General features: G+C 59.8%; 23 protein-coding genes and 1 tRNA gene. 15 read left to right on the top strand and 9 right to left on the bottom strand.

The window, feature by feature from the left end:
• Positions 1-22 precede the first annotated feature (22 nt).
• The 3 genes from IP81_RS12775 to IP81_RS12765 all read left to right on the top strand — a co-directional run bounded on the left by IP81_RS12775 (position 23) and on the right by IP81_RS12765 (position 5,497).
• Positions 23-1,570 (top strand): aminoacyl--tRNA ligase-related protein, encoded by a 1,548-nt coding sequence (locus tag IP81_RS12775; protein ID WP_054108362.1) that lies wholly within the window; start codon positions 23-25, stop codon positions 1,568-1,570.
• A gap of 243 nt (positions 1,571-1,813) precedes the next feature.
• On the top strand, positions 1,814-3,133 hold the full coding sequence (locus IP81_RS12770) for a M20/M25/M40 family metallo-hydrolase (RefSeq protein WP_054108361.1): 1,320 nt from the start codon (positions 1,814-1,816) through the stop codon (positions 3,131-3,133).
• Between the two features lie 93 nt (positions 3,134-3,226).
• Positions 3,227-5,497 carry a ribonuclease R family protein gene (locus IP81_RS12765; protein WP_197274618.1) on the top strand — a complete coding sequence of 757 codons (2,271 nt, stop codon included), beginning with the start codon at positions 3,227-3,229 and terminating at the stop codon, positions 5,495-5,497.
• Positions 5,498-5,499: 2 nt separating this feature from the next.
• Here IP81_RS12765 and IP81_RS12760 read toward each other — a convergent pair whose 3' ends face one another.
• Positions 5,500-5,958: a universal stress protein gene (locus IP81_RS12760; protein WP_054108359.1), complete on the bottom strand. Its 459-nt coding sequence runs from the start codon at positions 5,956-5,958 to the stop codon at positions 5,500-5,502.
• A gap of 169 nt (positions 5,959-6,127) precedes the next feature.
• Here IP81_RS12760 and IP81_RS12755 point away from each other — a divergent pair, with 169 nt between their 5' ends.
• Positions 6,128-7,396, top strand: a complete 1,269-nt coding sequence (locus IP81_RS12755) for a pyruvate dehydrogenase complex dihydrolipoamide acetyltransferase (protein ID WP_054108358.1) — start codon at positions 6,128-6,130, stop codon at positions 7,394-7,396.
• Between the two features lie 75 nt (positions 7,397-7,471).
• Positions 7,472-8,884: a dihydrolipoyl dehydrogenase gene (gene lpdA / locus IP81_RS12750; RefSeq protein WP_054108357.1), complete on the top strand. Its 1,413-nt coding sequence runs from the start codon at positions 7,472-7,474 to the stop codon at positions 8,882-8,884.
• A gap of 90 nt (positions 8,885-8,974) precedes the next feature.
• Here the strand turns inward: lpdA and IP81_RS12745 are convergent, their stop codons facing one another.
• The 4 genes from IP81_RS12745 to IP81_RS12725 all read right to left on the bottom strand — a co-directional run bounded on the left by IP81_RS12745 (position 8,975) and on the right by IP81_RS12725 (position 12,140).
• Positions 8,975-10,123, bottom strand: a complete 1,149-nt coding sequence (locus IP81_RS12745; RefSeq protein WP_054108356.1) for a cupin domain-containing protein — start codon at positions 10,121-10,123, stop codon at positions 8,975-8,977.
• Between the two features lie 269 nt (positions 10,124-10,392).
• Complete coding sequence (locus IP81_RS19755; RefSeq protein WP_082356141.1) at positions 10,393-11,166, bottom strand: HIRAN domain-containing protein; 774 nt, start codon at positions 11,164-11,166, stop codon at positions 10,393-10,395.
• A 168-nt stretch (positions 11,167-11,334) separates the two neighbouring features.
• Positions 11,335-11,901, bottom strand: coding sequence for a hypothetical protein (locus IP81_RS12730; protein WP_054108353.1), 567 nt, complete (start codon positions 11,899-11,901; stop codon positions 11,335-11,337).
• Between the two features lie 149 nt (positions 11,902-12,050).
• A tRNA-Ser gene (locus IP81_RS12725) sits at positions 12,051-12,140 on the bottom strand.
• 113 nt (positions 12,141-12,253) lie between these two features.
• On the opposite strand from IP81_RS12725, the gene IP81_RS12720 reads away from it, so the two are divergent.
• From IP81_RS12720 to mazG, 10 genes are read left to right on the top strand one after another with little or no spacing between them, the layout of a single operon-like run.
• Positions 12,254-13,300, top strand: a complete 1,047-nt coding sequence (locus tag IP81_RS12720; RefSeq protein WP_054108352.1) for a lytic transglycosylase domain-containing protein — start codon at positions 12,254-12,256, stop codon at positions 13,298-13,300.
• Positions 13,284-14,132, top strand: a complete 849-nt coding sequence (locus tag IP81_RS12715) for an SPOR domain-containing protein (protein ID WP_054108351.1) — start codon at positions 13,284-13,286, stop codon at positions 14,130-14,132. The genes IP81_RS12720 and IP81_RS12715 overlap by 17 nt, the downstream gene beginning before the upstream one ends.
• A gap of 45 nt (positions 14,133-14,177) precedes the next feature.
• Positions 14,178-15,353 (top strand): D-alanyl-D-alanine carboxypeptidase family protein, encoded by a 1,176-nt coding sequence (locus tag IP81_RS12710; RefSeq protein WP_054108350.1) that lies wholly within the window; start codon positions 14,178-14,180, stop codon positions 15,351-15,353.
• Entirely contained in the window at positions 15,350-15,982 is a 633-nt protein-coding gene (tmk, locus tag IP81_RS12705; protein ID WP_054108349.1) for a dTMP kinase, read from the top strand. The genes IP81_RS12710 and tmk overlap by 4 nt, the downstream gene beginning before the upstream one ends.
• Positions 15,979-16,944 carry a hypothetical protein gene (locus IP81_RS12700; RefSeq protein ID WP_054108348.1) on the top strand — a complete coding sequence of 322 codons (966 nt, stop codon included), beginning with the start codon at positions 15,979-15,981 and terminating at the stop codon, positions 16,942-16,944. Before tmk ends, IP81_RS12700 begins: the two co-directional genes overlap by 4 nt.
• A 46-nt stretch (positions 16,945-16,990) precedes the next feature.
• The gene (gene metG / locus IP81_RS12695; RefSeq protein ID WP_054108553.1) at positions 16,991-18,550 is read left to right on the top strand and encodes a methionine--tRNA ligase; all 1,560 of its coding nucleotides are present in this window, start codon (positions 16,991-16,993) and stop codon (positions 18,548-18,550) included.
• A 5-nt stretch (positions 18,551-18,555) separates the two neighbouring features.
• Complete coding sequence (locus IP81_RS12690) at positions 18,556-19,332, top strand: TatD family hydrolase (RefSeq protein ID WP_054108552.1); 777 nt, start codon at positions 18,556-18,558, stop codon at positions 19,330-19,332.
• 10 nt (positions 19,333-19,342) lie between these two features.
• The gene (locus IP81_RS12685; protein ID WP_054108347.1) at positions 19,343-20,110 is read left to right on the top strand and encodes an MBL fold metallo-hydrolase; all 768 of its coding nucleotides are present in this window, start codon (positions 19,343-19,345) and stop codon (positions 20,108-20,110) included.
• Complete coding sequence (locus IP81_RS20455) at positions 20,107-20,274, top strand: hypothetical protein (RefSeq protein ID WP_157573196.1); 168 nt, start codon at positions 20,107-20,109, stop codon at positions 20,272-20,274. The genes IP81_RS12685 and IP81_RS20455 overlap by 4 nt, the downstream gene beginning before the upstream one ends.
• Before the next feature lie 59 nt (positions 20,275-20,333).
• A complete protein-coding gene (gene mazG, locus IP81_RS12680) occupies positions 20,334-21,110 on the top strand; it encodes a nucleoside triphosphate pyrophosphohydrolase (RefSeq protein WP_054108346.1) in 777 nt (258 codons plus the stop codon).
• Here mazG and hflX read toward each other — a convergent pair.
• The 4 genes from hflX to IP81_RS12660 form a co-directional block, all read right to left on the bottom strand.
• Positions 21,087-22,436, bottom strand: coding sequence for a GTPase HflX (gene hflX, locus IP81_RS12675; protein WP_054108345.1), 1,350 nt, complete (start codon positions 22,434-22,436; stop codon positions 21,087-21,089). The two genes, mazG and hflX, sit on opposite strands and share 24 nt — an antisense overlap.
• Positions 22,433-23,014 (bottom strand): RNA chaperone Hfq, encoded by a 582-nt coding sequence (gene hfq / locus IP81_RS12670; protein WP_197274617.1) that lies wholly within the window; start codon positions 23,012-23,014, stop codon positions 22,433-22,435. Before hfq ends, hflX begins: the two co-directional genes overlap by 4 nt.
• Before the next feature lie 169 nt (positions 23,015-23,183).
• On the bottom strand, positions 23,184-24,569 hold the full coding sequence (locus IP81_RS12665; protein WP_054108344.1) for a sigma-54 dependent transcriptional regulator: 1,386 nt from the start codon (positions 24,567-24,569) through the stop codon (positions 23,184-23,186).
• Positions 24,570-24,580: 11 nt separating this feature from the next.
• Complete coding sequence (locus IP81_RS12660; protein WP_231626591.1) at positions 24,581-26,779, bottom strand: ATP-binding protein; 2,199 nt, start codon at positions 26,777-26,779, stop codon at positions 24,581-24,583.
• Positions 26,780-26,816: the final 37 nt, after the last annotated feature.

Below are 26,816 nucleotides of genomic sequence, written 5' to 3'. Positions count from 1 at the left end.
TTTGCGCCTTAACGCGCATGCCATGAACCAGCTTACGATAAAGCACGCGCTCAACGTCAAGCGCGCCGAAGACTTCGCCCAATGGTATCAGGCCGTGATCGCCGAAGCCGAACTCGCCGAGGAATCCGGCGTGCGCGGCTGCATGGTGATCAAGCCTTGGGGCTATGGCATTTGGGAGCGCATCCAGAAGCTGATGGATGCACAGATCAAGGAAGCAGGCGTTGAAAACTGCTACTTCCCGCTGTTCATCCCGCTGTCCTACTTTGCCAAAGAAGCCGAACATGTTGATGGCTTTGCCAAGGAAATGGCGGTCGTCACCCACCACCGCCTCATTGCCGATGGCAAGGGCGGCCTCGTCCCCGATCCCGAAGCCAAGCTGGAAGAACCGCTGGTCGTGCGCCCCACATCGGAAACGGTGATCGGTGCGGCCATGGCGCGCTGGGTGCAATCGTGGCGCGATTTGCCGCTGCTGACCAACCAGTGGGCCAATGTCGTGCGCTGGGAAATGCGCACCCGCATGTTCCTGCGCACCAGCGAATTCCTGTGGCAGGAAGGCCATACCGCCCACGCCAACGAAGCCGATGCTATGGTCGAAACGCTGCGGGCGCTCGAAATGTACCGCGCCTTTGCCGAAGGTCCGCTGGCCATGCCGGTCATCGCCGGACCCAAGCCCGAGAACGAGCGTTTCCCCGGCGCGGTTGAGACATTCTCGATCGAAGCGATGATGCAGGACGGCAAAGCGCTTCAAGCAGGTACTTCGCATTATCTCGGTACCACCTTCGCGCAGTCCGCTGGCATCCGCTATCAGGACAAGGAAGGCCAGCAAGCGCTCGCACACACCACATCTTGGGGCGTGTCGACGCGGTTGATCGGCGGCGTGATCATGACCCACGGTGATGACGATGGCTTGCGTGTGCCCCCTCAAGTCGCGCCGCAGCAAATCGTGATCCTGCCGATGCTGCGCGATAACGATGGCGACGCCGCCTTGCTCGCCTATTGCGAGGAAATCCGCACGGCTCTGGCCAAGCAATCGGTATTCGATGAACGCGTGCGCGTCCTGCTTGATAAGCGCCCGGGCAAGGCCACGCAAAAGCGTTGGGCATGGGTCAAGAAGGGCGTTCCGCTCATCCTCGAAATTGGTGGCCGCGATGCCGAAGGCGGACAGGTTTCCGCGCTGCGCCGTGATCAGCTCTGGCGCGCCGATGCCAAGCCGAACTTTGTCGGCCAGTCCAAAGAGGACTTTATCGCAGGCGCGGCAGCCCAATTGGAAGCCATCCAGTCCGGCCTCTATGAAGAAGCCCGCAGCCGCCGCGATGCGCAGATCGTGCGCGATGTGAAGGATCTTGCGGGCCTCACCGCCTACTTCAATGAAAGCGCGAAGTTCCCGGGCTGGGTCGAAATGGGCTGGTCCAAACCGACCGGCGAAGCGCTTGATAAAGTGGTGGAACAATTGAAAGCGCTCAAGCTCACCATACGCAACACCCCGCTGGGTGCGCCCAAACCCGACGGCCTGTGCCCGTTCACCGGCGAACCCGCGGTCGAAACAATCCTGATCGCGCGGTCTTATTAGGTCGAGCGTACTTCGCTAGAATAAGGAATTTTCCGGGCGGAGACGCGGAGAGATAGAGAGAGAAGGGGGGTAGAGCTGCTGCGCCGCAGGCATTTAAGGATTTCTCCTTTCTGCTCCTCTTCCCTCCGCACCTCCGCGCGAACGAACTCTCCTGCGCCTGCTGTGCGAAACATCTTCTTGCAATATCACCCTTTTTGACAGGGGGGGCTTGGCGTCAGGCTGTGTGCGGGTAAGGTCTGGACTATGAGAAACGCCCTGTATCTGATATCGCTGCTCGCCTCCACCGCTGCCTATGCCGCACCCGAAGACGCAATCACACAAGCACGCTTGCGCGCCGATGTGGAACGCATGGTCAGCTTCGGCACGCGGCATACCTTGTCCACTCAAACCGATCCCAAGCGCGGCATCGGCGCTGCGCGAACATGGGCAGAAGCCGAATTCCGCAAAACGTCTGCGCAGTGTGGCGGATGCCTTGAGATTGCCTTGCCCGAACGCATAGTCACCGGTGATCGCGTTCCGGTGCCAACGCGCCTCGTCAATGTCGTGGCAATCCAGCGCGGCACCGAACGGCCCAACGAAGTGGTGATCGTTCAGGCCCATATTGACAGCCGCGTCAGCCAAATCCTCGATGCTACCCGCGATGCACCAGGGGCCAATGATGATGCCTCGGGCGTTGCTTTGGTCATGGAAGCAGCGCGTATGCTGTCAAAGCACAAGTATGCCGGAACCATCGTCTATGCCGCGCTGTCGGGCGAGGAACAGGGATTGATGGGGGGCAAATTGCTGGCCGATTATGCGGCAGTGCAGGGCTGGACCGTCAAAGCCGTGCTCAATAACGATATCGTCGGTGGTTCGCGCGGGTCCGATGGCTATAAAGACGATAGCCATGTCCGCGTCCTGTCCGAAGGGCCGCGCGCCGATGCAACCGATCAATTGCGCGCGCAGATGCGCCGCTTTGGCGGTGAGAATGATAGCCCTTCGCGGAACATCGCACGCTGGATAGGTGGCCTTGCAGCTGACGATGTCCAAGGCTTGGCCGCGCGGCAGATTTGGCGGGCAGACCGGATGGGCCGGGGCGGGGACCAATTGCCGTTCTCGGACAAGGGCTTTCCCGCAATCCGCTTCAGCGTGGCGGTCGAGGATTACGAGCATCAGCATCAGGATTTGCGCACCGAAAACGGCATCAAATTCGGCGATACGATTGACGAGATGGACTTCCCCTACCTCGCCAAAGTCACGCGGTTGAACGTGCGCGCCTTGGCTGCTTTGGCGGCAGCGCCGATGCCGCCAGCGCCCACCATGAAGGGCGCGGTGCAAACCTCAACCGAACTTGAGTGGCAGCCTGTGGCGGGCGCCGTTCGCTATATCGTGTGGCAGCGCCGCACCGATTCCCCGATGTGGGAAACCAAAGTCGCCGAAACTGAAGCGCTTGCCACCACCCTACCGGGCGTTCGCGCCGATGACTGGCTGTTCGGCGTCAGCGCGGTCAGCACAGGTGGCGCACAAAGCCCGGTCGCATCCGCCGTACCGGGCGGACAGTTCGCGCCTTTGCCCAAGCCCTGATCACCGCTTGCCATCCGGCATGTGAGAGACCACATGCCGGAAATGGTAAATAGCAAATTCCCGCCGAAAACGTCGCGCAAGCTTCCCCAAGGCATGCCCACACGCGAACAAGTGCTCGATTTCATCGCACAGTCGGATGAACCGGCGGGCAAACGCGAGCTATCCAAGGCTTTCGGACTGAAGGGCGCAGAAAAGATCGCGCTCAAGGCCTTGCTCAAAGACATGGCCGAGGAAGGCCTGATAGATGGCAATCGCAGCGCCTTCCACGCGATGGGCGGGGTTCCGCGCGTCACCGTGCTGCGCGTCTTGGAGATCGAAGACGGCGAACCTTACGCCATCCCCGACAGTTGGCAGCCCGATGATGCCAGTCCGCCACCGCGCCTGCGCGTGATCGAACCGCGTGGCAAAGCGCGCGACCGGCAAGCCGCGCTGAAAGTGGGCGACCGCATTCTGGCGCGCACCGAAGAAGTCGGCAAAGGCTGGCTTGCCCATCCGATGAAAAAGCTGGCCACCAATGAAGAGCAGATGCTCGGCGTGGTGGAGCTTGACGGCACGGGCAAGGGCTGGCTGGCACCGGTAGACAAGCGCGTGCGCAACGCCGTGCCGATCTCGGACCTTGGCGGGGCCGAAGCCGGCCAACTTGTGCTCGCAGAACCTGCGGGCCGTTCACCGCGTGCAGGGCTGCGCGTCACCGCCGTGTTGGGCGATCCGCTGGCCCCGCGCGCCTTCAGCCTGATCGCCATTCACAAGCACGGCATCCCGTTCATCTTCCCCGCCGAAACGCTGGAAGAGGGTAACATCGCCGCACGTCTGCCGCTCAGTGAGGACCACCGCGAAGATTTGCGCCACCTGCCCATCGTCGCCATCGACCCTAGCGATGCGCGCGACCATGACGATGCAATCTGGGCCGAACCCGATGGTGAGGGCGGTTTCCGCGCGCTCGTCGCGATTGCAGACGTCAGCTTCTACGTGCGCCCCGGCGGGCAGATTGACCGTGAGGCACGCAAGCGCGGCAACTCGGTCTACTTCCCCGATCGAGTCGTGCCGATGCTGCCCGAGGTGTTGAGCGCCGATGTCTGCTCGCTCAAAGCAGGCACGGATCGTGCGGCGATGGCCTGCCATATGGTGATTGATGCGCAAGGCCGGATCAAGGAATGGCGCTTCACCCGCGCGCTGGTTCGCATCGCCGAAGTTATCGCTTATGAAGAAGCCCAGCGCCGGATCGATACGGGCGAGGCGGCCCCGCATCTGACAAACTTGTGGGCTGCATGGCGTCTGCTCGAACAGGCCCGCAAGGACCGTGACCCGCTCGATCTTGATCTGCCCGAACGCCGTGTCGTGCTCGATGCCCAAGGCAAGATCGCCGAAATCGCCTTGCGCGAACGACTAGACGCGCACCGCGTGGTTGAAGACTTCATGATCGCGGCCAACGTCGCTGCGGCCAAGGCGCTTGAGGCCAAAGTCGCCCCCGTTGTCTACCGCATCCACGAACCGCCAAGCCGCGAAAAGCTGATCGCGCTCAAGGAATACCTCGCTACTTTCGAGCGCACTCTGACCTTGGGACAGGTCATCACGCCATCGCTGTTCAACCGCATGCTTAAGGATGTGTCGGACGAGACGGAAAAGGCGCTGGTGATGGAAGCCGTGCTGCGCAGCCAGACCCAGGCCTATTATGGCCCGCGCAATGCCGGGCATTTCGGCTTGGCGCTGGGCAGTTATGCACACTTTACCTCACCGATCCGGCGCTATTCCGATCTACTCGTCCACCGCGCGCTGGTCGATGCCTATAAGCTCGAACAGCCGCGCCCCGATGCCGATGTGCCCGCGGCATCGGGCTTGTCCGATCGTGACCGCTCCGATCTGGGCCGCATTTCCGAGGCGCTTAGCGTCGCAGAACGCCGCGCGATGGAGGCTGAGCGCGACACCATCGACCGCTATGTAGCCGCCTGGCTTTCGGGCAAAGTCGGCGAAGTATTCGATACGCGCATCACCGGCGTCCAGAAATTCGGCCTGTTCGCCACGATCATCGGGCTGGGCGGCGACGGGCTCGTGCCCATCTCCACGCTCGGCGCAGAACGCTTCGGCTACGACGAAAAATCACAGCGCCTGATCGGTGAAAGCACCGGCGAGCAGTTCACCATGGGCATGATCCTCAAGCTGCGCCTCGCCGAAGCCAACCCTCTCACAGGCGCATTGAAGTTTGAACCTGTCGAAGTGGCTGATGGCGTGCGCGGGATCGAGCGGCGCGGTACCCGTTCCGAACACAAACCGCGTAATAATGGCTCTGGCTTCAAAGGACCGCACGCAGCAGGGAAACGCGGTCGCCCCTCCAACATTCGCCATCAGGGCAAAGGCAAGCGCTGAGCCTAACTCACCCGGTCAATCGTCTCATCGCTCAAGCCCCCCGGTACGATCATCAGCGGGCAGGGGAGCTGGCCTGCGTTCCCGGCAAAGTGCGTGACCAACGGGCCGGGACCGCCTTCAGGCGCAGCACCCAGCACCAGTGCAGAGATTTCAGGGTGTTCGTTCAAATAGGCGCGGACCGATTGCGGCCCGTCGCCCTGCATCACCGCGATCACCGGGGTCAGCCCTGATTCTGTGGCGATACTGCCCGCTGCGGTCATCGCCAGAACCTCGGCCCGGTCACGTGCTTCTTCTTCGATGGTCGCTTGAACTCCGCCGAACGCCACAAATTGCTGGCGCGGCACCAGCGCCAGAATATGCACCGTCCCGCCCGTCCGAACCGCGCGCCGCGCGGCAAAACGCAAGGCTGCACGGGCCTCATCGGTATCATCCATGATGACGAGATAGATACGTTGTGGCATATTATGGGTCCCTCAGCCTTTAAGTACCGGCAAATTCGTATGCAGTGCAAGCGGCAAGCCACTTGACCGAACGCACCATGCTGGTGAAATGGGGGAGACAAAAGATGCGAAGGAGGTTTGTGCTTCGGCACAAGATTCCTTGTGCTCGAACAGGACCCGGAAACCGCCCATGCCTATCGCGATAAAGATGCCCGCCCTTTCGCCGACCATGGAGGAAGGCACTCTGGCAAAATGGTTGGTGAAAGTCGGCGATAAAGTCTCCTCGGGCGATATCATGGCCGAAATCGAAACCGACAAGGCCACCATGGAGTTCGAAGCTGTGGACGAAGGCACGATTGTTTCCATCGACGTGGCCGAGGGCAGCGAAGGCGTGAAAGTCGGCACCGTCATCGCCACGATTTCTTCAGAAGACGAAGACTCCGCGCCAGAACCTGCTGCAAAAGCGTCTGCTCCTGTTGCAGCGCCAGCTCCGGCACCAGCCCCTGTCGTAACTGCTCCGGCACCAGTCCCAGCCCCCGTTGCCAAAGGCAGCCGCGTCGTCGCCAGCCCGTTGGCCAAGCGGATTGCCGCCGATGCAGGCGTCGATCTTGGCAGCGTGAAGGGCACCGGGCCGAACGGACGAATCGTCAAGGCCGACGTGAACACCTCCGCCCAGCCCGCAGCAGCAGCCCCAGCACCTGCCGCCCCCGCTGCGCCCAAAGCCGCACCTGCCAAAGCTGCTGCCGCTACACCGGTCCCCGATTTCGGCATCCCCTATCAGGCGCAAAAGCTCAACAACGTCCGCAAAACCATCGCCCGCCGCCTTACCGAGGCGAAGCAGACGATTCCGCACATCTACCTCACGGTGGATATCCAGCTCGATGCCCTGCTCAAGCTTCGCGGACAATTGAACAAGGCGCTCGAAGCCGATGGCATCAAGCTGTCGGTCAACGACCTGATTATCAAGGCCTTGGCCAAAGCACTGATCCAGGTGCCGAAATGCAATGTCAGCTTTGCAGGTGACGAGTTGCGCAGCTATTCGCGCGCTGATATCTCGGTGGCGGTCGCTGCGCCTTCGGGCCTGATCACGCCAATCATCACCGATGCCGGCAACAAGTCGATCTCGGCCGTCGCCACAGAGATGAAAGCGCTGGCCACCAAGGCACGCGATGGCAAGCTGCAGCCGCACGAATATCAGGGCGGCACCGCCACGCTTTCCAACCTTGGCATGTTCGGTATCAAGAGTTTCGATGCCGTCATCAACCCGCCACAGGCGATGATCATGGCCGTGGGCGCGGGCGAACAACGGCCCTATGTGATTGATGGCGCGCTCGGCATTGCCACCGTCATGTCGGCCACCGGCAGTTTCGATCACCGCGCGATTGATGGGGCCGATGGCGCAGCCCTGATGCAGGCGTTCAAGAACCTGATCGAAAACCCGTTTGGCCTGATTGCCTGATACATTGAGGAGCGGCGCAAGCTGCTCCTGACGCTAAATCAATGGCCCGGGACAAGGGTCTGAAGGAGCATAAGCGTGGCTGAACAATACGACGTCATCGTTCTCGGATCAGGCCCCGGTGGCTATGTCGCAGCAATCCGCTGCGCCCAGCTTGGCCTGAAAACCGCGATTATCGAGCGTGAAAACCTTGGCGGCATCTGCCTCAACTGGGGCTGCATCCCCACCAAGGCGCTGCTGCGCTCCGCCGAAGTGCTCAATCACATGAAGCACGCCGCGTCCTATGGCTTGGCGGCTGACAATATACGCGCCGATCTTGATGCGGTGGTTAAGCGTTCGCGCGGCGTCGCCAAGCAGCTCAATCAGGGCATTGGCCACCTGATGAAGAAGAACAAGATCGCCGTCCACATGGGCACAGGCGTGCTGAAGAGCGCCACCAGCGTCGAAGTGACCGGCGACAAGGGCACCGAAACCCTTTCCGCCAAACACGTGATCGTCGCCACCGGCGCGCGCGCGCGCGATCTTCCCTTTGCCAAGGCCGATGGCGAACGCGTGTGGACCTATCGCCATGCGATGACGCCAAAGGAACTGCCAAGCAATCTCTTGGTCATTGGTTCGGGCGCCATCGGCATCGAATTTGCCAGCTTCTACAACGATATGGGCTCAAAGGTCACTGTCGTTGAAATGCTCGATCGCGTTGTTCCGGTCGAAGACGCTGACGTTTCCGGTTTCCTGCAAAAGGCGCTGACCAAGCAGGGCATTACGATCATGACCGGCGCTGGCGTTGAAAGCATCGCCGTGGGTGCAAGTGGTCTGAAAGCCAAGATCAAGGCCAAGGATGGCACGGTTGCGGAAAGCGAATTCAGCCATGTCATCGTGGCCGTCGGCATCGTCCCGAACACCGAAAACATCGGCCTCGAAGCGCTCGGCGTCACCGCGGATCGCGGCTTCATCACCATCGATGGCTATGGCCGCACCAATGTCAAAAACCTGTGGGCCATCGGCGATGTCACTCCGGGGCCATGGCTTGCCCACAAGGCCAGCCACGAAGGCGTGATCGCTGCCGAATCCATCGCGGCAGAACTGGGCAACAAGGATGTCCACCCGCACCCGATGGATCGCGGCAACATTCCGGGCTGCACTTATTGCCACCCGCAAATCGCCAGCGTCGGCCTTACCGAAGCCAAGGCCAAGGAAGCCGGTTACACACTCAAGGTCGGCATGTTCCCGTTCATCGGCAATGGCAAGGCCATCGCTCTGGGTGAACCTGAAGGCTTTGTGAAAACCGTGTTCGATGCCAAGACCGGCGAATTGCTTGGCGCGCACATGATCGGTGCCGAAGTCACCGAAATGATACAGGGCTTCGTCGTCGGCAAGACGCTCGAAACCACCGAGGCCGAACTGATGCACACCGTCTTCCCGCATCCCACGATCAGCGAATCGATGCATGAAAGCGTGCTCGCCGCCTATGGCAAAGCGATCCACATCTGATCGCGCTGCCCCACCAAACCGCATAAAAAAGCGCGGGCTGGCCCACCAGTCCGCGCTTTTGTTTTACTCGATGCAGCCCGACATCCGGCCCTAATCATCCTCTTCAAACGCCAAACTGCCCTGATCGATCAAAACAGTCAGCAAAGCCAAAGCATCGGCTGATTGGACCAGCGCCGGATCAAGCACGATCGCCCCGCCTGAACACAATTGCTCCGCCAGCGCGGCCAGCACGCCCTCGCATTCAAACACCTGCCCATCCACAAACAGCAGATTTCGCGCCTCGCCCTCTCGGATAAACGCAAACCGCGCCGCCGGATTGCACTCCAGCGGCGTTTCCTGCGCCAGCAGTGCGCGCAACGCCTTGGCGCTCACCGGCGCATCGGGCCGCCAATCCTTGTCATATTTGGGCAGGCTGTTGAACTGGCCGAACCAGCGCGCAAACGCCGCCTTGTCCGCCAGCGCCTCCAGCGCGAGGTCATGCAACCGGTCAATCGCGGCAGGGGTGATCTCGCCGGGGGCGTCCTGGAACGCAAGGTCGGGATCGGTATAGCGGTCCTCATCAGGCAAGTGTTCAACCACTTGCTGGCACCAGCCTTCGATCAGCTCGGCCCGCGAAGGCGCGCGAAAGCCGATGGAATAGGTCATGCAATCATCGCCCACGGCCACGCCGTCATGGGCATAGCAGGGCGGCACATAGAGGATATCGCCCGGCTCCAGCACCCATTCGCCAGTCGGCATAAAATCATCGATCAGCCGCAAGTCCGGATGCGGCAAAAGCGGGGTCTGCGCATCACACTTCGGCCCCACGCGCCAGCGCCGCCGCCCCAGACCCTGCACCAGAAACACGTCGTAATTGTCATAATGCGAACCAACCCCGCCACCATCCGTGGCATAGCTCACCATCACATCATCAATCCGCCAATCCGGCACAAACCGGAACGGCGCGATCAGCGCGGCCACATCCGGCACATAATGATCAACTGCCTGCACCAGCAAAGTCCACGGCCCCGCCGTCAACGCGCCAAAGCGTTCCTCGGGGAAAGGCCCACTCTCCATCACCCGGCTGTGATCATCCCCGATCACCAACCGCGATTCCACCTCGGCCTCACAAGCCAACCCCGCCAACTCATCCGGCTCCAAAGGATTGCGCCATCCGGCCCAAGGATTACGGATCAGCAAAGGCCGCTTCTGCCAATAATCACGCAGAAAAGTGTCGAGATCAAAGTTGGTAAACTGCATCAACCGCCCATGCGCCGGGATGCAGTGGCTGTCAAAGTGGGGAGCAAGGTAGAGCGGAATATAGGAGTTGGGGAATTAGCAGTTGAAAAAGAGCTCAAACTCAACCCTTACCTCGAGAAGCAGCTATGGCAATCGGAAGCCCGAGGACTTCTGCCGCCGATGATTCCGAAGACAGCATACGTTCCAAAGGCCATGGGTCCGTCGTCAAAAAGACTTACTGCTCTGGAGCCGATAACCTAAAGATCAAGGCTGAACGACGTTCAAAAGCGTCATGCGCTAGTGAATGGCCGAGTTCCAATTTCTTCGCCTTCTAGGCGGACAGTGATCACGATGCCGAGGAACTTGCCCTTGTAGTTGATACGTTCTATTGCGGCTGAGTATTCTTTCTTCTCCTTCAGCAACGGGCGACGAAGCCAGCTATCTCGTGGCAAGTATCCTATCGTTTTGCCGCGAACGCTTACGACGGCGATTGCCTTAGCATCGTGCGGATTATCATGTTCATGAAAGAGCCTAACTGGCTCACCGACTTGGCAGTCGCTCAGATCTTGCTGATAGAAACTCTCTCCCACAACTTCGGCCGGATAAAAGGGCTTCGGGTCAAGAGGCAATGGCGACCATGTCGATCCCTTGTGCCCCGTCACAACCCTAACTGTTGGAGGCGGCAGCAGTCCTGATTGGTCAAGCGTACTATTTATACAGTTGATCGAAGCGTGATGGACAACAAAGGGCTCCGCCATGTTTTTCGCCATGGAGTGGCGAGAAGTGATCTTTCCGACAACAGGTCCGCCTTCGATTCTAAATAGAAACCCACCCTTTCCATCCGGTTCGACCAACAAGAGAGTGCCAGTCTTGCATTCGGCTATCGCGGCTTGATATGCTTTTGCCCCGCCGAGAGTAAAGGGCGTATGCTCGGTTACGGACGAGTGGGCTGACAAAACACACGTCGCAGGAGTCCGTGGCGGTGCTTCCGGTAAGGCGGTAACCACTGGAACTTCTACCTTGCGACCTTGACCAAAGATAACTTGCCTAAGGAAGTTTAACATCGGTAACCTTGCCTATCTGTTGACCTTCTCTTTTTGCTCCGTGTGGTAAGCGTTTGCGAGATGCAACTGCTACCCCATTCCTGCACAACCACTTGTATTTCTACAATCGGGTTTTGTGCAGATTGGCGCTAATAAAACCGCAGGTTCGTCGCCTGAAAATGCGCCGAACTACTTGGAGTTTGACGCCCTCTCTTGCTTTGGGGGATCGGTCAAAGCGCCATATCCAGCAATCGAGACGCCAACTATGAAAAGCGTAAGCGAAACGTAACCCAAGGCTAGAGGCAGTCGCCTTGAGGCAGTCAGCACGCCTCCAAAGTCTTGTCCGTTTTCTCTTTCCTTTGCGTCGTCTCTTTGGCCTGTCACTTGCACATCGTACCAATAACCCATGTGCTTCAACAGGCCGAACATATAAGCTGGCGCCCTGTTTGCTGAAATGTGGGCGCTCAAAACAGACGCAACAATGCCTAAGACCAACGCCGAGATTGAAGCGACCTTCGATAAGGCCTGCATATCCTCGCCCCACAGAGCAACGGCGGCACCGCCATTGATGGCAAGTAGCGAAGTAAGCGCCCAACGCTGGGAAGTGCCTGCATCCTGCCTGAGCGTGGTGATTACGGCTTGCGTATCGTTAACAAGGAAACTCGCCCACTGACGGTTCCACTCAGGATTAAGATTCAGATCGGGTGAGGGTGTAACTTCTACTTGAGCAGCCTTTTTGCGAAACAACCCAAACATGTGATTCCCCCTATTGCAAATGCAGCCTGCCATCTCGCGCGGTGCTCGCCAAGCGATTGGAAACACAAACCCAAATGAGGGACGGAATGTGGGAATGTGCTTGGCTGGGTGTAAAAACCCCAATAAATTCAGGCAATAAAGTGTAATTTTGGCGGACAGGGTGGGATTCGAACCCACGGTGAGCTTCCACCCACGACGGTTTTCAAGACCGTTGCCTTAAACCACTCGGCCACCTGTCCGCGTGAATCGGCTGGTGCGGGATTCGCGCCGCCGGATTCGATTGCCCGTTAGCGCCTTCGCAGGGCATCGCAAAGGGGATTCCCTTCGGAAAGCATCCGTGCGACATGGGGGCATGACATTTTTACAGCGTTATCGCGGCCTTCGTACAGGCGTAGTGGCGGCTATTACCCTTGCATTGGCGGGGCCTGCCGTCGGTCAGGTCAATCCGGAAGAACTTGGATTTCAAGGCTATCTTCAGCTTTTGGCGGCGCAGGCGCGGGGTGAGGGCGTGCGCGAATCAACCATTGCGCAAGTGATGGCGGGGCTCACGCTCAACCCGCGCGTGATCCAGTTGGACCGTGCGCAGCCAGGTTCCTCTACCGGCACCATTCCGGCGTTTGAGCCCTATCGGCGCAATCATGTCGATGCTTCACGGATTGCGCGCGGGAGGCGGCAGTATCTGGCGGCGGCAGACCAGTTGGCGGCAATGGAGCGGCGCTATGGCGTGCCGGGGCCGGTCATGCTGGCGATCTGGGGCCATGAAACCGATTATGGCGGCTATACCGGCGATTTCGATCTGCCGCGCTCGCTCGCCTCGCTCGCCTATGAAGGGCGGCGGCGGGAATTGTTTGCCAGCGAATTCATCGCGACGCTGAAAATGGTGGATCGCGGCGTGCCCCGGTCAAAGCTGGTGGGCAGTTGGGCGGGCGCGTTCGGCAATCCGCAATTCCTGCCGTCAGTCTATTTGCGGGTGGCGCAAGATGGTGATGGCGATGGTTTTGCCGATATCTGGAGCAGTCGCGCCGATACGCTGGCCTCGATTGGCAATTATTTCCGCGATGCCGGTTGGCGGCAGGGGCAGCCGTGGGGCGTTGCTGTCAGCGTGCCAGAGGGGCTTGATCGCGCAAGCCTTGGTACCACGCTGCAAAGCCCGCGTTGCGCCCGCGTGTTTGATCGCCACACAGGCTGGAAGACGATGCGCGAATGGCGCGCGCTGGGGATGGTGCCGAAATCCGGCGCTTGGCCTGCCGATGATGTCATGGCCAGCTTGCTTGAACCCGACGGGCGCGGACGAACTGCTTATCTGCTAACCGGAAATTATAGGGTTATCCTCGATTATAACTGCTCGAACTTTTACGCCTTGTCCGTGGGACTTCTTGCAGATGAAATCAGCCGCTAGCTATCTTGCCCTTTCGACAGCCCTTCTGCTGAGCGCCTGTGGCGGAGGAAATTCAGCAATTGCGCCACTTTCCGCCGCTCAAGTGCGCGGTCCGGCGGGTGATTATCCGATGGTTCTGGGTGAGCCGTTCGTCGTCGAGGGGGTCACTTATACGCCCGCCGATGTGATGAACTATGATTCGGTCGGCTATGCCGAGGCAGGTTATGGCGAGGGCGTGAGCGGGGCGCATCGCACTTTGCCGCTGCCAAGCTATGTCGAAATCACCTCGCTGGAAACCGGGCGGACGATTCTTGTGCGGTTGACCGAGCGTGGCCCGATGCAGGGCCGCAATCTCGTGTCGTTTTCGCCGCAAACCTTCGCGCAGCTTGGCGTGACGCCGTCATCGCGGTTGCCGGTGCGGGTCCGCCGCGTCAATCCGCCCGAGGCCGAGCGCGCCTTGCTGCGCAGCGGTGCCCAGGTGCCTGCGCGGATGGATACACCGCCGGGTCTGCTGGCGGTGCTGAAGCGCAAGCTAAGTGCGCCGGTACCAGTCGCTCAGGCCACATTGGATAAGCCCCAGACGCCGCCCGCCAAGGTCGCACCAAAGCCGACACCGAAGCCCAAACCCGCGCCCGCCGTCACGGCCAAGGGCCTGTTCGTCCAGATCGGCGCCTATTCTTCGCGCGAACGGGCGGAATCGGTCGCCAAGGGCCTTGGCGCTTCAGCCGAGCAAGCGGGCAAAGTATGGCGCGTGCGCACCGGACCGCATAAGGACCGTGGACAAGCCGATGCGGCGCTGGCGAAGGCGCGCTCGGCGGGCTATGCAGATGCGCGGGTCGTGACCGCGCCTTGATCGCCAAAGGCGTGCGCTGGCCCGGATAGTCCGGGATTCTATAACTTGCCTCTGAAGCTGATCGCCACTTTTGCAGGCGCTTTTCTCGCCATCTTGCCGGTGCAAGCCGCAGCGCCTGAAGTGTCTGCCCTCGGCCAGAGCGGAGCTATGCCTGCCATCGATGCGCCCATCGCCCTGCTGCTTGATGTCGGCTCGGGCCGTGTCCTGTTCGAACGCGATGCCAACCGCCGCTTTGTGCCCGCATCGATCACCAAGATCATGACGAGCTATGTCGCGTTTGATCTGCTCACCCAAGGCAAGATCCGGCTTGACCAGCGCATGCCGATGCGGCCCGAAACGTTCCGCCAATGGCACAGCGTGGGCAGCACGATGTTCATTCCCGCAGACGCGCAGCCCACTGTGGCCGAACTGCTCGAAGGGATCGTCACGGTATCGGCCAATGATGCCTGTGTGGTGCTGGCCGAGGGCGCAACAGGGTCTGTGCCCGCCTTCACCAGATTGATGAACGATGCCGCCGCCAAACTCGGCATGCGCGATAGCCACTTCAACACGCCCAACGGGTGGATGGACGAAGGGCAGACTTATGTTTCCGCCGCCGACCTTGCCACTTTGAGCGGCGCGCTGATCACGCGCTTCCCCGATCTCTATCGCCAGTTCTATGGCCATGCCGAAATGACATGGAACGGCATCACGCAGCCCAATCACAACCCGCTTTACGGCGTGACCGTAGGTGCTGACGGGATCAAGACCGGCTTCACCAACGAAGCAGGCTACGGCTTTGTCGGCTCGGCGCAGCGCAACGGCCGCCGCCTTGTCATGGTGCTGGGCGGATATGATCGCCCCAAAGACCGCGAGCGCCAATCGCGCGACCTTATCGAATGGGGCTTTGCGGCATGGACCGCGCAGCCGCTGTTCGAGCAAGGCGCAACTTTGGGTGTGGCGCAAGTGCAGGGCGGGCAGGAACGCACCGTACCGCTCATCGCGCCGCGTCCGCTATCGATCACCTCGCCCAACGGCACAACCCCGCAATACACGCTGGCCGTGCGCTACAAGGGGCCACTCAAAGCCCCGATTGCAGCGGGCGAAACCGTGGCCAACTTGCTCGTCCGCGTACCCGGCGAACCGGTGCGCGTGCTACCACTGGTGGCCGGAGCATCGGTGCCCAAAGGTAGGTTGGTTTCGCGGATGCGCGATGGCGCCTTGCGAATGGTAGGCCTATGAAAAAAGGCCACTTCATCGCGCTTGAGGGTGGAGAAGGGGTGGGCAAATCCACCCAAGTACGCCTTTTGGCCGAAGCCCTCAAGGCGCGCGGCATCGAAGCCGTGATCACGCGCGAACCCGGGGGCACCCCCGGCGCAGAAGCGATCCGCGCGCTTCTGCTGTCCAACGAAGGCGAGGGCTGGGGGCCAAGGGCCGAAGCGCTGCTCTTTGCCGCCGCCCGCGCCGATCACGTCGAAAAGCTCGTCCGGCCGGCACTCGCACGCGGGGCATGGGTGATCTGTGATCGCTTCGTCGATAGCAGCCGCGCCTATCAGGGCGGCGGCAGCGGGCTCAGCGATGCCGATGTTCTCGCGCTTCATGCCATCGGCAGCGAAGGATTATTGCCCGAACGAACGCTATTGCTCACCGCCGATCCCGAAGTTGCCGCTGCCCGCCTTGCCTTGCGCGATGGCGATCAGGCAGACCGCATTGGCGGGCGCAGCGCCGCCTATCACGCCAGTGTAGCCGCCGCGTTCCAGCGCTTTGCCACACAAGAGCCTGACCGTTTCAGCGTGATCCCCGCCGATGCCCCCCCCGATCGGGTCCACGGCCACGTTATGGCCGCGCTTGCCGGATTGCTCCCCGCATGACCATGTTGATCGGCCATGATGAGGCTTGGCGCACATGGCGCGCGGCGATGGCCAGCGGGCGGATGCATCATGGCTGGATTCTTGCCGGGCGCGAAGGGCTGGGCAAGGCCAGTTTTGCACAGGCCGCAGCCGCAGAACTGGTGGCAGAACCCGGCGTGCCGCAACCGGCTCCCGGCAAGCACCCCGATATCCTCACGCTGCGCCCGCTTCCGGCCAACGATGACGAGGCCAAAAAGCGCGACGACGGCAAACCCTACCTGACCAAACGCAACATCTCGGTCGATCAGGTGCGCGAAGTGCAGCGCCGCTTGAACACGCGCCCCACCTTGGGATCGCGCCGCGTGGTCATCATCGATTGCGATGAACCCCTTGAAAAAAGCGCGGTCAACGCCCTGCTCAAAAGCCTTGAAGAACCGCCGCAGGGCACGTTCTTCATGCTGATCGTTCATGCACTCGGACGCTGGCTGCCAACCGTGCGCTCGCGCTGCACGATCCTGCGCTTTCATACGCTCACCGATGCCGAAGTGGCCCGCGCGCTCGATATCGCAGCACCCGAACTCGATGCGCAAACCCGCGCCGCAGCGCTCGCCGTGGCGGGCGGCTCGCCCGGTGCCGCTCTGGCCTTTGCCGAAAAGGATCTTGCCAAGGCGCAAGTGATATTTACCGCGCTTATCGAACGCGGCGATGCCGATCTCGCACTGCGCGGGGCCTTGGCCGGCGCGCTGGGCGCACGGCCTGATCGCGAACGCCAGATGGCTGCGATCGAGGCTGCAAGGATGACGGTCGTGCGCGCTTTGAGCCAGGCTGATGATCGCGCGAGGCTGCGTCTGGTCGAAGCCCATGCTCGTCTGGTGAAGCTTGCTTCAGAGGCTCCGGTCTATAACTTCGATGTGGGAATGCTGCTGATGGAAATCGGCTCCTTGCTGGCATCGGCTGCGCCGACTAGGGAAGGCGCACGGTAAGACGCAGAATCCCTGCTTGAAGCGACCAATGAAAGTGACCGGCCCGATGGGCGAACCCTTCTACATCACCACCGCCATTTCCTATCCCAATGGCAAACCGCACATCGGCCATGCCTATGAGGCGATCGCAGCAGACGTGATCGCGCGTTTCCAGCGTGCGATGGGCCGCGATGTCCGCTTCCAGACCGGCACCGACGAACATGGCCTCAAGATGATGCAAAAGGCCCGCGACCTAGGCATCACGCCAAAGCAGTTGTGCGATGGAATGTCTTCTTATTTCATTGCGATGTGCGATAATCTTGATGTGTCTTATGACGTGTTCATCCGCACCACCGAAGAACGCCATCACACTGCATCGCAGGAATTGTGGCGCAGATTGGAAGCCAATGGCGATCTCTATCTGGATCGCTACGAAGGCTGGTATTCGGTCCGCGACGAAGCGTTCTACGACGAAAGCGAACTGGTCGCAGGCGAGGGGGGTGACAAGCTTTCGCCCCAAGGCACACCGGTCGAATGGACGGTTGAGGAAAGCTGGTTCTTCCGCTTGTCGAAATATGCAGAACCCTTGCTGAAGCTCTATGCTGAACAGCCCGATTTTATCCAGCCCGATGGGCGTCGCAATGAAGTCCTGCGCTTTGTCGAAGGCGGTTTGCGTGATCTTTCCGTGTCGCGCACCAGCTTTGATTGGGGCGTGAAAGTGCCCGGGAGCGATGGCCACGTCATGTATGTCTGGGTCGATGCGCTGACGAACTATATCACAGGCCTTGGCTTCCCTGATGAAACCGGTGATTTTGCAAACTATTGGCCTGCCAATATCCATCTGATCGGCAAAGACATTGTGCGGTTCCACACCGTCTATTGGCCCGCCATTTTGATGAGCGCGGGCCTGGCTCTGCCGCGTCAGGTGTTCGGCCATGGCTTTCTGCTCAATCGCGGGCAGAAAGAATCCAAGTCGCTGGGCAATGTTACCGATCCGCTTGAATTGGCTGAGCGTTTCGGCGTTGATCCGCTGCGCTACTTCCTGATGCGCGAAGTGGCCTTCGGGCAGGACGGTTCCTATTCGCCCGAAGCTATCGTAACACGCTGCAACGCCGAATTGGCCAACAGCTACGGCAACCTTGTTCAACGCGTTCTTTCCATGATTTTCAAGAACATGGACGGAACACTTGAGACTTTTTCCAGCGCAGAAGCCGATGATGTCCTGCTCGCCACGGTGTTTGCCGCATGCCGCGATGAATTGCCGCGCGAATTTGCCGCAATGAACTTCTCTGGCGGCATAGATGCTTGGATGCGCGGCGTGTTTGCTTGCAATGCCTATGTCGATGAACAAGCCCCGTGGACACTGCGCAAGACCGATCCCGATCGCATGCGCGCCGTGCTGCTCACCTTGTTCATGGCGATCCGTGATCTGACGATTGCCATCGCACCTGTCGTGCCCACATCGGCCTCCAAGGTACTGGACCAATTGGGAATTCCGGCTGATGAACGCAGCTATGCCGCGTTGACTGGTGCCGATTGGTATATGGCGCGCGTGGCCACGGGCGAAAAGCTCGGGGCACCGGTTCCAGCCTTCCCACGGCTCGAACTGCCAGAGGATGCTGCATAACCATGATGCTGATCGATTCCCACTGCCACCTCAATTACAAGGGTTTGATCGAAGATCAGGCCCAAGTGCTTGACCGTGCGCGGGAAACCGGTGTGCGCGGGTTTCTCAACATCTCGACCCGGCAAAGCGAATGGGCCGCTATCGTCGCCACGGCAGAGCGTGAAAGCGATGTCTGGGCCAGCATCGGTATTCACCCCCATGAAGCCGATGCCCACGCCGATCTGGGTGAGGCTGCACTGCTCGAAGCCGCAAGTCACCCGCGCGTGATCGGGATCGGCGAAACCGGCCTCGATTATTACTATGACCATTCCGACCGGCAGGTACAGCAAGATCTGTTTCGCGTGCACATCCGCGTCGCGCGCGAAACCGGATTGCCGCTGATCATCCACACCCGCGATGCCGAAGACGATACGACCCGGATCATCGAGGATGAAATGGGGAAGGGGGCCTTCCCGGCGCTGATCCACTGCTTCACCGCGTCTTCGGCTTTTGGCCAGCGCATGCTCGAATTGGGGCTGTCCATCTCGATATCCGGCATCGTAACCTTCAAGAATGCCAAAGACTTGCAGGCCGTTGCTGCCACGCTTCCTGATGACCGTCTGCTGGTTGAAACCGATGCCCCGTTTCTCGCACCAGTGCCCCATCGCGGCAAAACGTGTGAACCGGCTTTTGTGGCCGATACATGTGCGTTCGTCGCCGGTTTGCGCGGTACCACCAAGGAAGCCTTGGCCGACACCACTGGCGCAAACTTCTTCCGCCTGTTTAGCAAGGCTGCACTGTGAAGGTCCCACTGTGAAGGTCACAATCCTCGGTTCGGGCACGTCCACCGGCGTTCCGCGCATCGGCAACGATTGGGGCGATTGCGATCCGGCAGAACCGAAGAACCGCCGGACCCGCGTTTCGATCATGGTCGAAGGCAGCGATGGTAGCCGTTTGCTGGTTGATACGCCCACCGATTTGCGCCAGCAATTCCTCGCTTGTGATATCGATAGCGTGGACGGCGTCTTGTGGACCCACGATCACGCAGATCACTGCCACGGCATCGATGATCTGCGGCCGCTGCGCTATGGCCGCGCCGGTCCGATACCAGCCTATGCCGCATCCGAAACCGTGCGCCGCTTGCGCCAGCGCTTCGGCTATGTTTTTGCAGGACAATTCGGCTATCACACAATCTGCGAACTGGACAATCTTGATCGTGTCCGCATGATCTGCGGCATCGGCATCAATCATTGCCAAATGCCGCACGGTCCAGCACAATCGACCGCGTTCAGGTTCGATCAGGACGGTAAATCAATCGGTTACGCGACAGACTTCAGCGAGATTACCGCCGAGATGGTCGCTTTGTTTGATCGTGTGGACGTGTTGGTTGTCGATTGCCTGCGCCGCAAACCGCATCCGACCCATGCGCATCTTGATATGTCGCTTGAACTGATCGAAGCCGCGCGTGTTGGCCGGGGCGTCTTGACGCATCTCGACAAGTCGATGGACTATCAAACTTTAGCCGCAGAAACGCCAAGCCATGTAGAGCCAGCGTTCGATGGCATGGTGATTGCGCTATGAATGGCGATGACGTGGTCAGGTTGATCGGCATTGCAGCGTCCTTGATCCTCGTAGGCGCTGGCCTGCGCGGTCGGCAAATCGGGCTTTCGGACAGTTTGCGCATGGCAGCCTTGTGGCTTTTCGCTTTCGTCGCAGTGGCCTTGGTGGCGTCAGTTATCGGTTGATGATCGCCCGGTATTTTACATAATACTTATTATCACATCTAAGTTCGGAGCAATGCGCGATGAGCGAGACATCCCTCAACAGACTCCTTTCGATAATGGCCACCTTGCGAAATCCAGAGCGCGGCTGCGAATGGGACTGCGCGCAAACCTTCGCCACCATCGCCCCCTATACAATCGAAGAAGCCTACGAAGTTGCCGACGCGATAGAGCGCAAAGACATGCCCGCGCTCAAGGAAGAACTCGGCGATTTGCTCTTCCAGGTCGTATTTCACGCGCAAATGGCGCAAGAGTCTGAATTATTTGATTTTAATGATGTTGCAGCCGCCATCTCGGACAAGATGGAAACCCGTCACCCGCATGTGTTTCATCAACAAAACCCCGACGGCCAATCCCGCGAAGACCGCTGGGAAACCGCCAAAGCCAACGAACGCGCCGCCAAAGGCGCCACCAGTGCCCTCGATGGCGTCGCCATCGCCCTGCCAGCCCTTATGCGTGCCGAAAAGCTCCAGAAACGCGCCGCCCGCCAGGGTTTCGACTGGCCCGATCCCGATAGCGCCGCCGAAAAAGTCGCCGAAGAAATCATCGAACTGCGCGAAGCTGCCACTGACGCCGAGCGGATCGACGAGGCAGGCGATCTCCTCTTCGCAGCAGTCAACGTCGTCCGCAAATACGGTGTCGCCCCCGAAGACGCTCTGCGCGCCGCCAACGCAAAGTTCGAACGCCGCTTCCGCGCGATGGAGGCCCTCGCCGAGGGTAAGTTCCCAAATCTCAGCCTCGATGAGCAGGAAGCCCTGTGGCAGGCCGTCAAGCGGTCAGAGGCTGGTAAAGCGCCCTAACTCGCGCGGTGTCAGGCGGACCTTGATCCGCATCGCCGGTTCGTCTGATTCATCGCCGACTTGCTGTTCGTCGATAATATCACCATGCGCATGCAGCCACGCCAAGCGTTGACCGTCTGCCAGCGGGACCGTCAACTCCAGCGTCTGCGCACCACCGGTCAGCATCACGCCCAACTTGTCGAGGAACGCCTCGACGCCCGCGCCCGTCAGGGCCGAAAGTGGCGCGATTGGCATATCTGCGACCTTGGCCGTGATGATATCGCGCCGCACCGCCTGATCCTCGGAAGAAAGCAGGTCCCACTTGTTCCACACCTCGATCACCGGGATCATGGTGCCCCCTTCCCCATTGATGCCAAGGTCGACAAGGATCTGCTCAACCTCCGCCTTCTGCTCAGCCGTGGCGGGATTGGCAACATCGCGCACATGCACGATCACATCAGCGCCAGTCACTTCTTCAAGCGTTGCACGGAACGCGGCGACAAGTTGGGTGGGCAGGTCAGAGATGAAGCCGACAGTGTCGGACATGATCGCCTTGTCCACGCCCGGAAGCCGGATCGCACGCATCGTCGGGTCAAGCGTGGCAAAGAGCAAGTCCTCGGCCATGACGGTCGCGCCTGTCAAACGGTTGAACAGGGTCGATTTCCCGGCGTTGGTGTATCCCACCAATGCCACAACCGGCCAGGGAGCACGCTGCCTCCGCTCACGATGTAACCCGCGCGTGCGCCGCACTTGCTCAAGTTCCTTGCGCAGCCGGGCCATGCGGTTGCGGATCTGGCGGCGGTCGGCCTCGATCTGGGTTTCACCCGGACCGCCAAGGAAGCCGAAGCCCCCACGCTGCCGCTCAAGGTGGGTCCACGACCGCACAAGACGTCCGGCCTGATAATCAAGGTGGGCAAGTTCAACTTGCAAACGCCCTTCAGCCGTGGCTGCGCGCTCCCCGAAGATTTCGAGGATCAGGCCGGTGCGGTCGATGACTTTGCGTTTGAGCTTGTCCTCAAGGTTGCGCTGCTGGATGGCTGAAAGCGCGCCATCAACAATCACGAGTTCCGCATCGGCCATGTTGCAAGCAACACCGATCCGTTCAACCTGTCCTTCACCGAACAGCGTTGCCGGACGCACCGCGCGGATCGGCAGGATGAACGAATCCACCACTTCGATACCGATCGCGCGGGCAAGGCCCTGCCCTTCTTCAAGCCGCATATCCGCATCAGCGCCAAAGCCGCCTCCCCGCTGTTTTATATCGGGGAGGACGACGACGGCGCGCGCGCCACGGGTTACTTCACCGGCGACTTCACCGGTGTTGTTGCCAAATTCAAAAGTGCTCAGGAATCCTCGCCATCCCAGTCGCCAGTCAGATCAACGTGACCGGCGGGCTGAATTGTTGACACGGCATGCTTATAAGCGAGTTGGACATAGCCCTCACGCTCAAGCAGCATGCAGAAAAGATCGTAAGATGCGACTTTGCCCTGCAACATCACACCGTTGACGAGGAACATGGTCACTTGAACGCCGGAATCGCGCACGCTCGAAAGGAAGATTTCCTGCAGCAGACGCGCTTTCTTGCTGTTTTCCTCGCCGGTGGTCTGGAAGTGGGCAACCGAAAGCTGCTGGCCCGGCATGATGGTGGAAATGGCGTGCTTATAGACCAGTTGCGATTGGCCATCGCGGCGCAGCAGGATCGAGAAGTTATCGAACCATGTTACGATGCCTTGCAGCTTCACACCCTTGACAAGGAACATCGTGACCGGGGTCTTGTTCTTGCGCAGATGGTTAAGGAACAGGTCTTGCAGATTTTGGCCCTTGCCTCCGGTCGGTGCGGTTACCGGTGCGGGTGATGGCAAGTCGGCTTCAGGAGCAGCCTCGACTTTTGGTTTGGGGCGCGCGGTGAGTGTCTTTCCGGTCATTTCTTCTGACTCCGTTTTCTATTGGCTCAGCCCCTTGGTAGGACCTCGCGATCTGGCCGTCACAGTTCGGACTGCTTTTGCCGGGTTAAGCGCTTAGTGTAGTTTGCCACTCGCCTCAGGTAAACATGGGAAATATCCGCTGGTTCCGAATAAATGCGTATTACCACTCCTATTCGTCGTCCTCGCCTTCCCGCCGCTCAGCCATTCCTAGCAGTTTTAGTTTACGATGAAGGGCCGAGCGTTCCATGCCTATGAAGCTGGCAGTCTTGGATATATTGCCCGAAAACCGCCGGATTTGTACCTTGAGATACTCACGCTCAAAGTTCTCCCGCGCCTCCCGCAATGGCACACCCATCAGCGCCGAACCGCCGGTTTCTCCACCTATCGGAGTTGCGACGATTTCGGATGGAAGCATGTCACCGTCAATTCTGGAAAGCCTGTCTCTCGGAGCCAGAATGATCGTTCGTTCTATCACATTGCGCAATTGGCGCACATTGCCAGGCCAATCGTAACTTTGTAGCGCTGCCATCGCTTCAGGGGTAACCGCAGGCGGCGTAACGCCTTGCTCATTGGCATAGCGCGCGAAGAAGTGGTCAACCAGCGGCGGAATATCCTCGCGCCGGTCGGTCAATGAAGGGATCGCGACCGGCACAACATTGAGTCGGTAATAGAGGTCCTCACGAAAGCGCCGTTCCGCAATTTCCTTTTCCAGCGGACGCGAAGATGATGAGACAACCCGCACATCCACGCGCAATTGGCGATGCCCGCCAACCCGGACAAAGGCCTGCTCTGTCAGCACGCGCAAGATGCGGGCCTGGCTTGATGGAGGCATATCCGATACCTCATCAAGGAACAAAGTGCCCCCGTCCGCCATTTCTAGCAGCCCTGCGCGGACCAGCTTGCCGTCGATTTCCTCCCCGAACAGCTCCTGCTCAAAACGCTCAGGCGTAATGCGGGCTGAATTGACGGTGACAAAGGCGTTTTGCGCACGCGGGCTCCATGAATGGAGCAAACGGGCGGCAACCTCTTTGCCCGATCCAGCGGGACCCGTGATCAAAAGGCGGCTGCCCGTATTGGCCACGCGTTTCAATGTGGCGCGGACCTGATTTATCGCCGTGCTGTTGCCGGTGAATTCATCGGCCATGACAAAGCCTTGGCGCAACCGGGCATTCTCGCGGCGCAAGCGTTCTGTTTCAGTGGCGCGCTCGACCAGCAGCAACAGCCGCTCGGCCTCGAACGGCTTTTCGAGGAAATCCATTGCGCCACGGCTGATTGCGGAAACGGCCGTATCAATGTTGCCATGGCCTGAAAAGATGATGACCGGCAATTCAGGTTCGCGTCGCTTGATTTCGTCTAGAACCTCTAGCCCGTCCATCGGGCTACCATGAAGCCATACGTCAAGCAGAACGAGGCTAGGCCGACGTTCGTCAACCGCAGCTAGGGCCGATGTGCTATCAGCTGCGGTGCGGCAGCCATAGCCTTCGTCGCTCAACACGCCTGCCACCAGTTCCCTGATGTCGCGTTCGTCGTCGACGATGAGGATGTCGAGTGCCATGTTGGGTCCTGTCAGTCCTGTTCGGTGCCGGTAGTGGCTGAATTCAAAAGGGGATCGCGGGCAAAGCGCATAGTAACGCATGTCCCGCCGTCGGCTTTGGCGGTGAATTCCATCTCGCCGCCATGTTCCTCGACAATTTTGTGAACAATGGCGAGGCCCAAGCCGGTGCCCTTTTCGCGCGTGGTCATATAGGGTTCGAGGATGCGGTCTCGCTCTGCCGGAAGGCCGATGCCATTGTCCGTCACGTTAATCGTCACGGTTTCATCATCGCCTGCAAGCATGACAGCAATTTGCCCGCGATAATCCACATCGGAAGATTTGGCTTTTGCCTCAATTGCCTCAACGGCATTCTTAAGCACGTTGGTCATGCATTGACCAAATTGGTGGCGATCACATTGCAAGGGGTAATGCGCAGCGTCGCTGTCGAAATTATAAGCAATCTGGGTGTGCGCAACTTCTTGCAAGAACAGCGATTGCCGCACAAGATCGCTGGCATCCTCGGCACGGAAAACAGGCTTTGGCAGGCGCGCGAAAGATGAAAACTCATCAACCATTTTGCGCAGATCACCGACCTGCCTGATGATCGTGGCGGTCAATTCTTCGAACAGCTCGGGATCAGTCTCGATCTGGCGACCATAGCGGCGGCGCAAGCGTTCGGTGGCGAGCTGGATCGGCGTGAGCGGGTTCTTGATTTCATGGGCGATCCGGCGGGCCACATCCGACCAGGCTGCGCGGCGTTGATCAAGCAACTGCCGGGTAATGTCTTCAAAGGTAATGACATAGCCATTGCTATCCTTTGCAACCCGCACGGCCAGCGTGCGCAAGTCGCTTGCCAACGGATGCTGGATAACATTGTTGGCTTGGCCGGAGGCAACCAATTGCGCAAAGACAGGCGAGACTTCCGCCAGCGGCTTCCCAATCGGTGAACCTGCCCCCGGCGCGAGCAGCAAGCGCGCGGCAGAGGAATTTATCAACTGGATCGTCCCGTCGCGGCCAATCGACACAATCCCTGCGGTAATCGATTCGAGCACGGCCTCGATAAAGGCGCGGCGAACCTCCAACTGAGCATTGGCCGATACTAGCGCCTGAGTCTGACCTTCAAGTTGCTGCGTCATGCGATTGAACGCCCGGGCCAGTAGGCCGATTTCATCTGTGCCGCTGTTTTGCGCAACGCGCATCGCAAAATTGCCGCTGCCGATGTTGCGCGCGGCCGATACTAGTTCGGCCAGAGGTGCAACTTGCCGGTCGGCAAAGCGCAATGCTGCCCAGACCGCAAGTCCGACAAGTGCCAGACTGATCACGAAGAGCGCGATGTTAAAGCGCAATTGCAAGGCGCGGGCGCGGGTCGTGAGCATATCGTAGGCTTTGAGAACGGTCTGAGCGCGTTCCCATTGCTCAAGGGCTAGGGCGTTGGAATTGCGGGCAGCGTAGAGATATATCCCGCGATTTTTATCGACCGCGGTTACCGCATCAATCCGCTCCGCCGATGCGTTGACCACGACGGTTTCGCCGGCATCAAGTCGCTTTAGGTCGGCCATGGACACACGTTGGCGGTCGTTCGATTTTTCCGGATCAACAATCGCTGCGGTGCGTAATGAGCCATCGCGCGCGCGTTCAAGAATAGCCGATTCATTCAATTGCCTGCTAAGGACCTGAAACGAATAGCCTTCCCCAAATTCTGTCGAGGTGATGGCGGCCTGATCGAGATAATCGCGGATGTCTCCCGCCATGGTGACGGTCTCGTTGCCTACGTCGCGGAGCTTATCCTCATAGTATCCTCGGGCGAGCTGGTTGGCGTTTTCCAGCATCCCGCGCGAGCTATCGGAAAACCAGAATTCAACACCGGACTGGAACAGAATCGATGCAAACACCACGACAAGCAAAGTGGGCACAGCGGCGATGAGCGAGAAAAGCCACACAAGGCGGACATGCAGGCGTCCGGTTGACCCCAGCAAGCTGCGACTGGCGCGGCGAATGGCAAGGCGGCGTCCGCCAAGCACGAGCAGTGCCATCGCCGGGGCAATCGTGCCAATCAGCAAGGTTGAGGTCAGCCGCGATGGCAGGATCTGCCCTTGGTTGCTCGACCCGGTGACGGTCAGCCAACTGACCGCAACCATCAAAGCGAAGATTGCAGAAGCTGCCAATTCAATCAGGAGCAGCACATTGGCCCGACGGAGGCTTACAAGAACCCGCCGCCACCAGCGTGGCATGCGTCGAACCTTGATAGTGCCGTCTCGCTGCATAGTT

The organism is Novosphingobium sp. AAP83, from assembly GCF_001295795.1.
In the GTDB taxonomy this organism is placed as follows: domain Bacteria; phylum Pseudomonadota; class Alphaproteobacteria; order Sphingomonadales; family Sphingomonadaceae; genus Novosphingobium.
The sequence above is the reverse complement of the archived record's forward strand: the minus strand, read 5'-3'. Positions and strand labels throughout refer to the sequence as shown.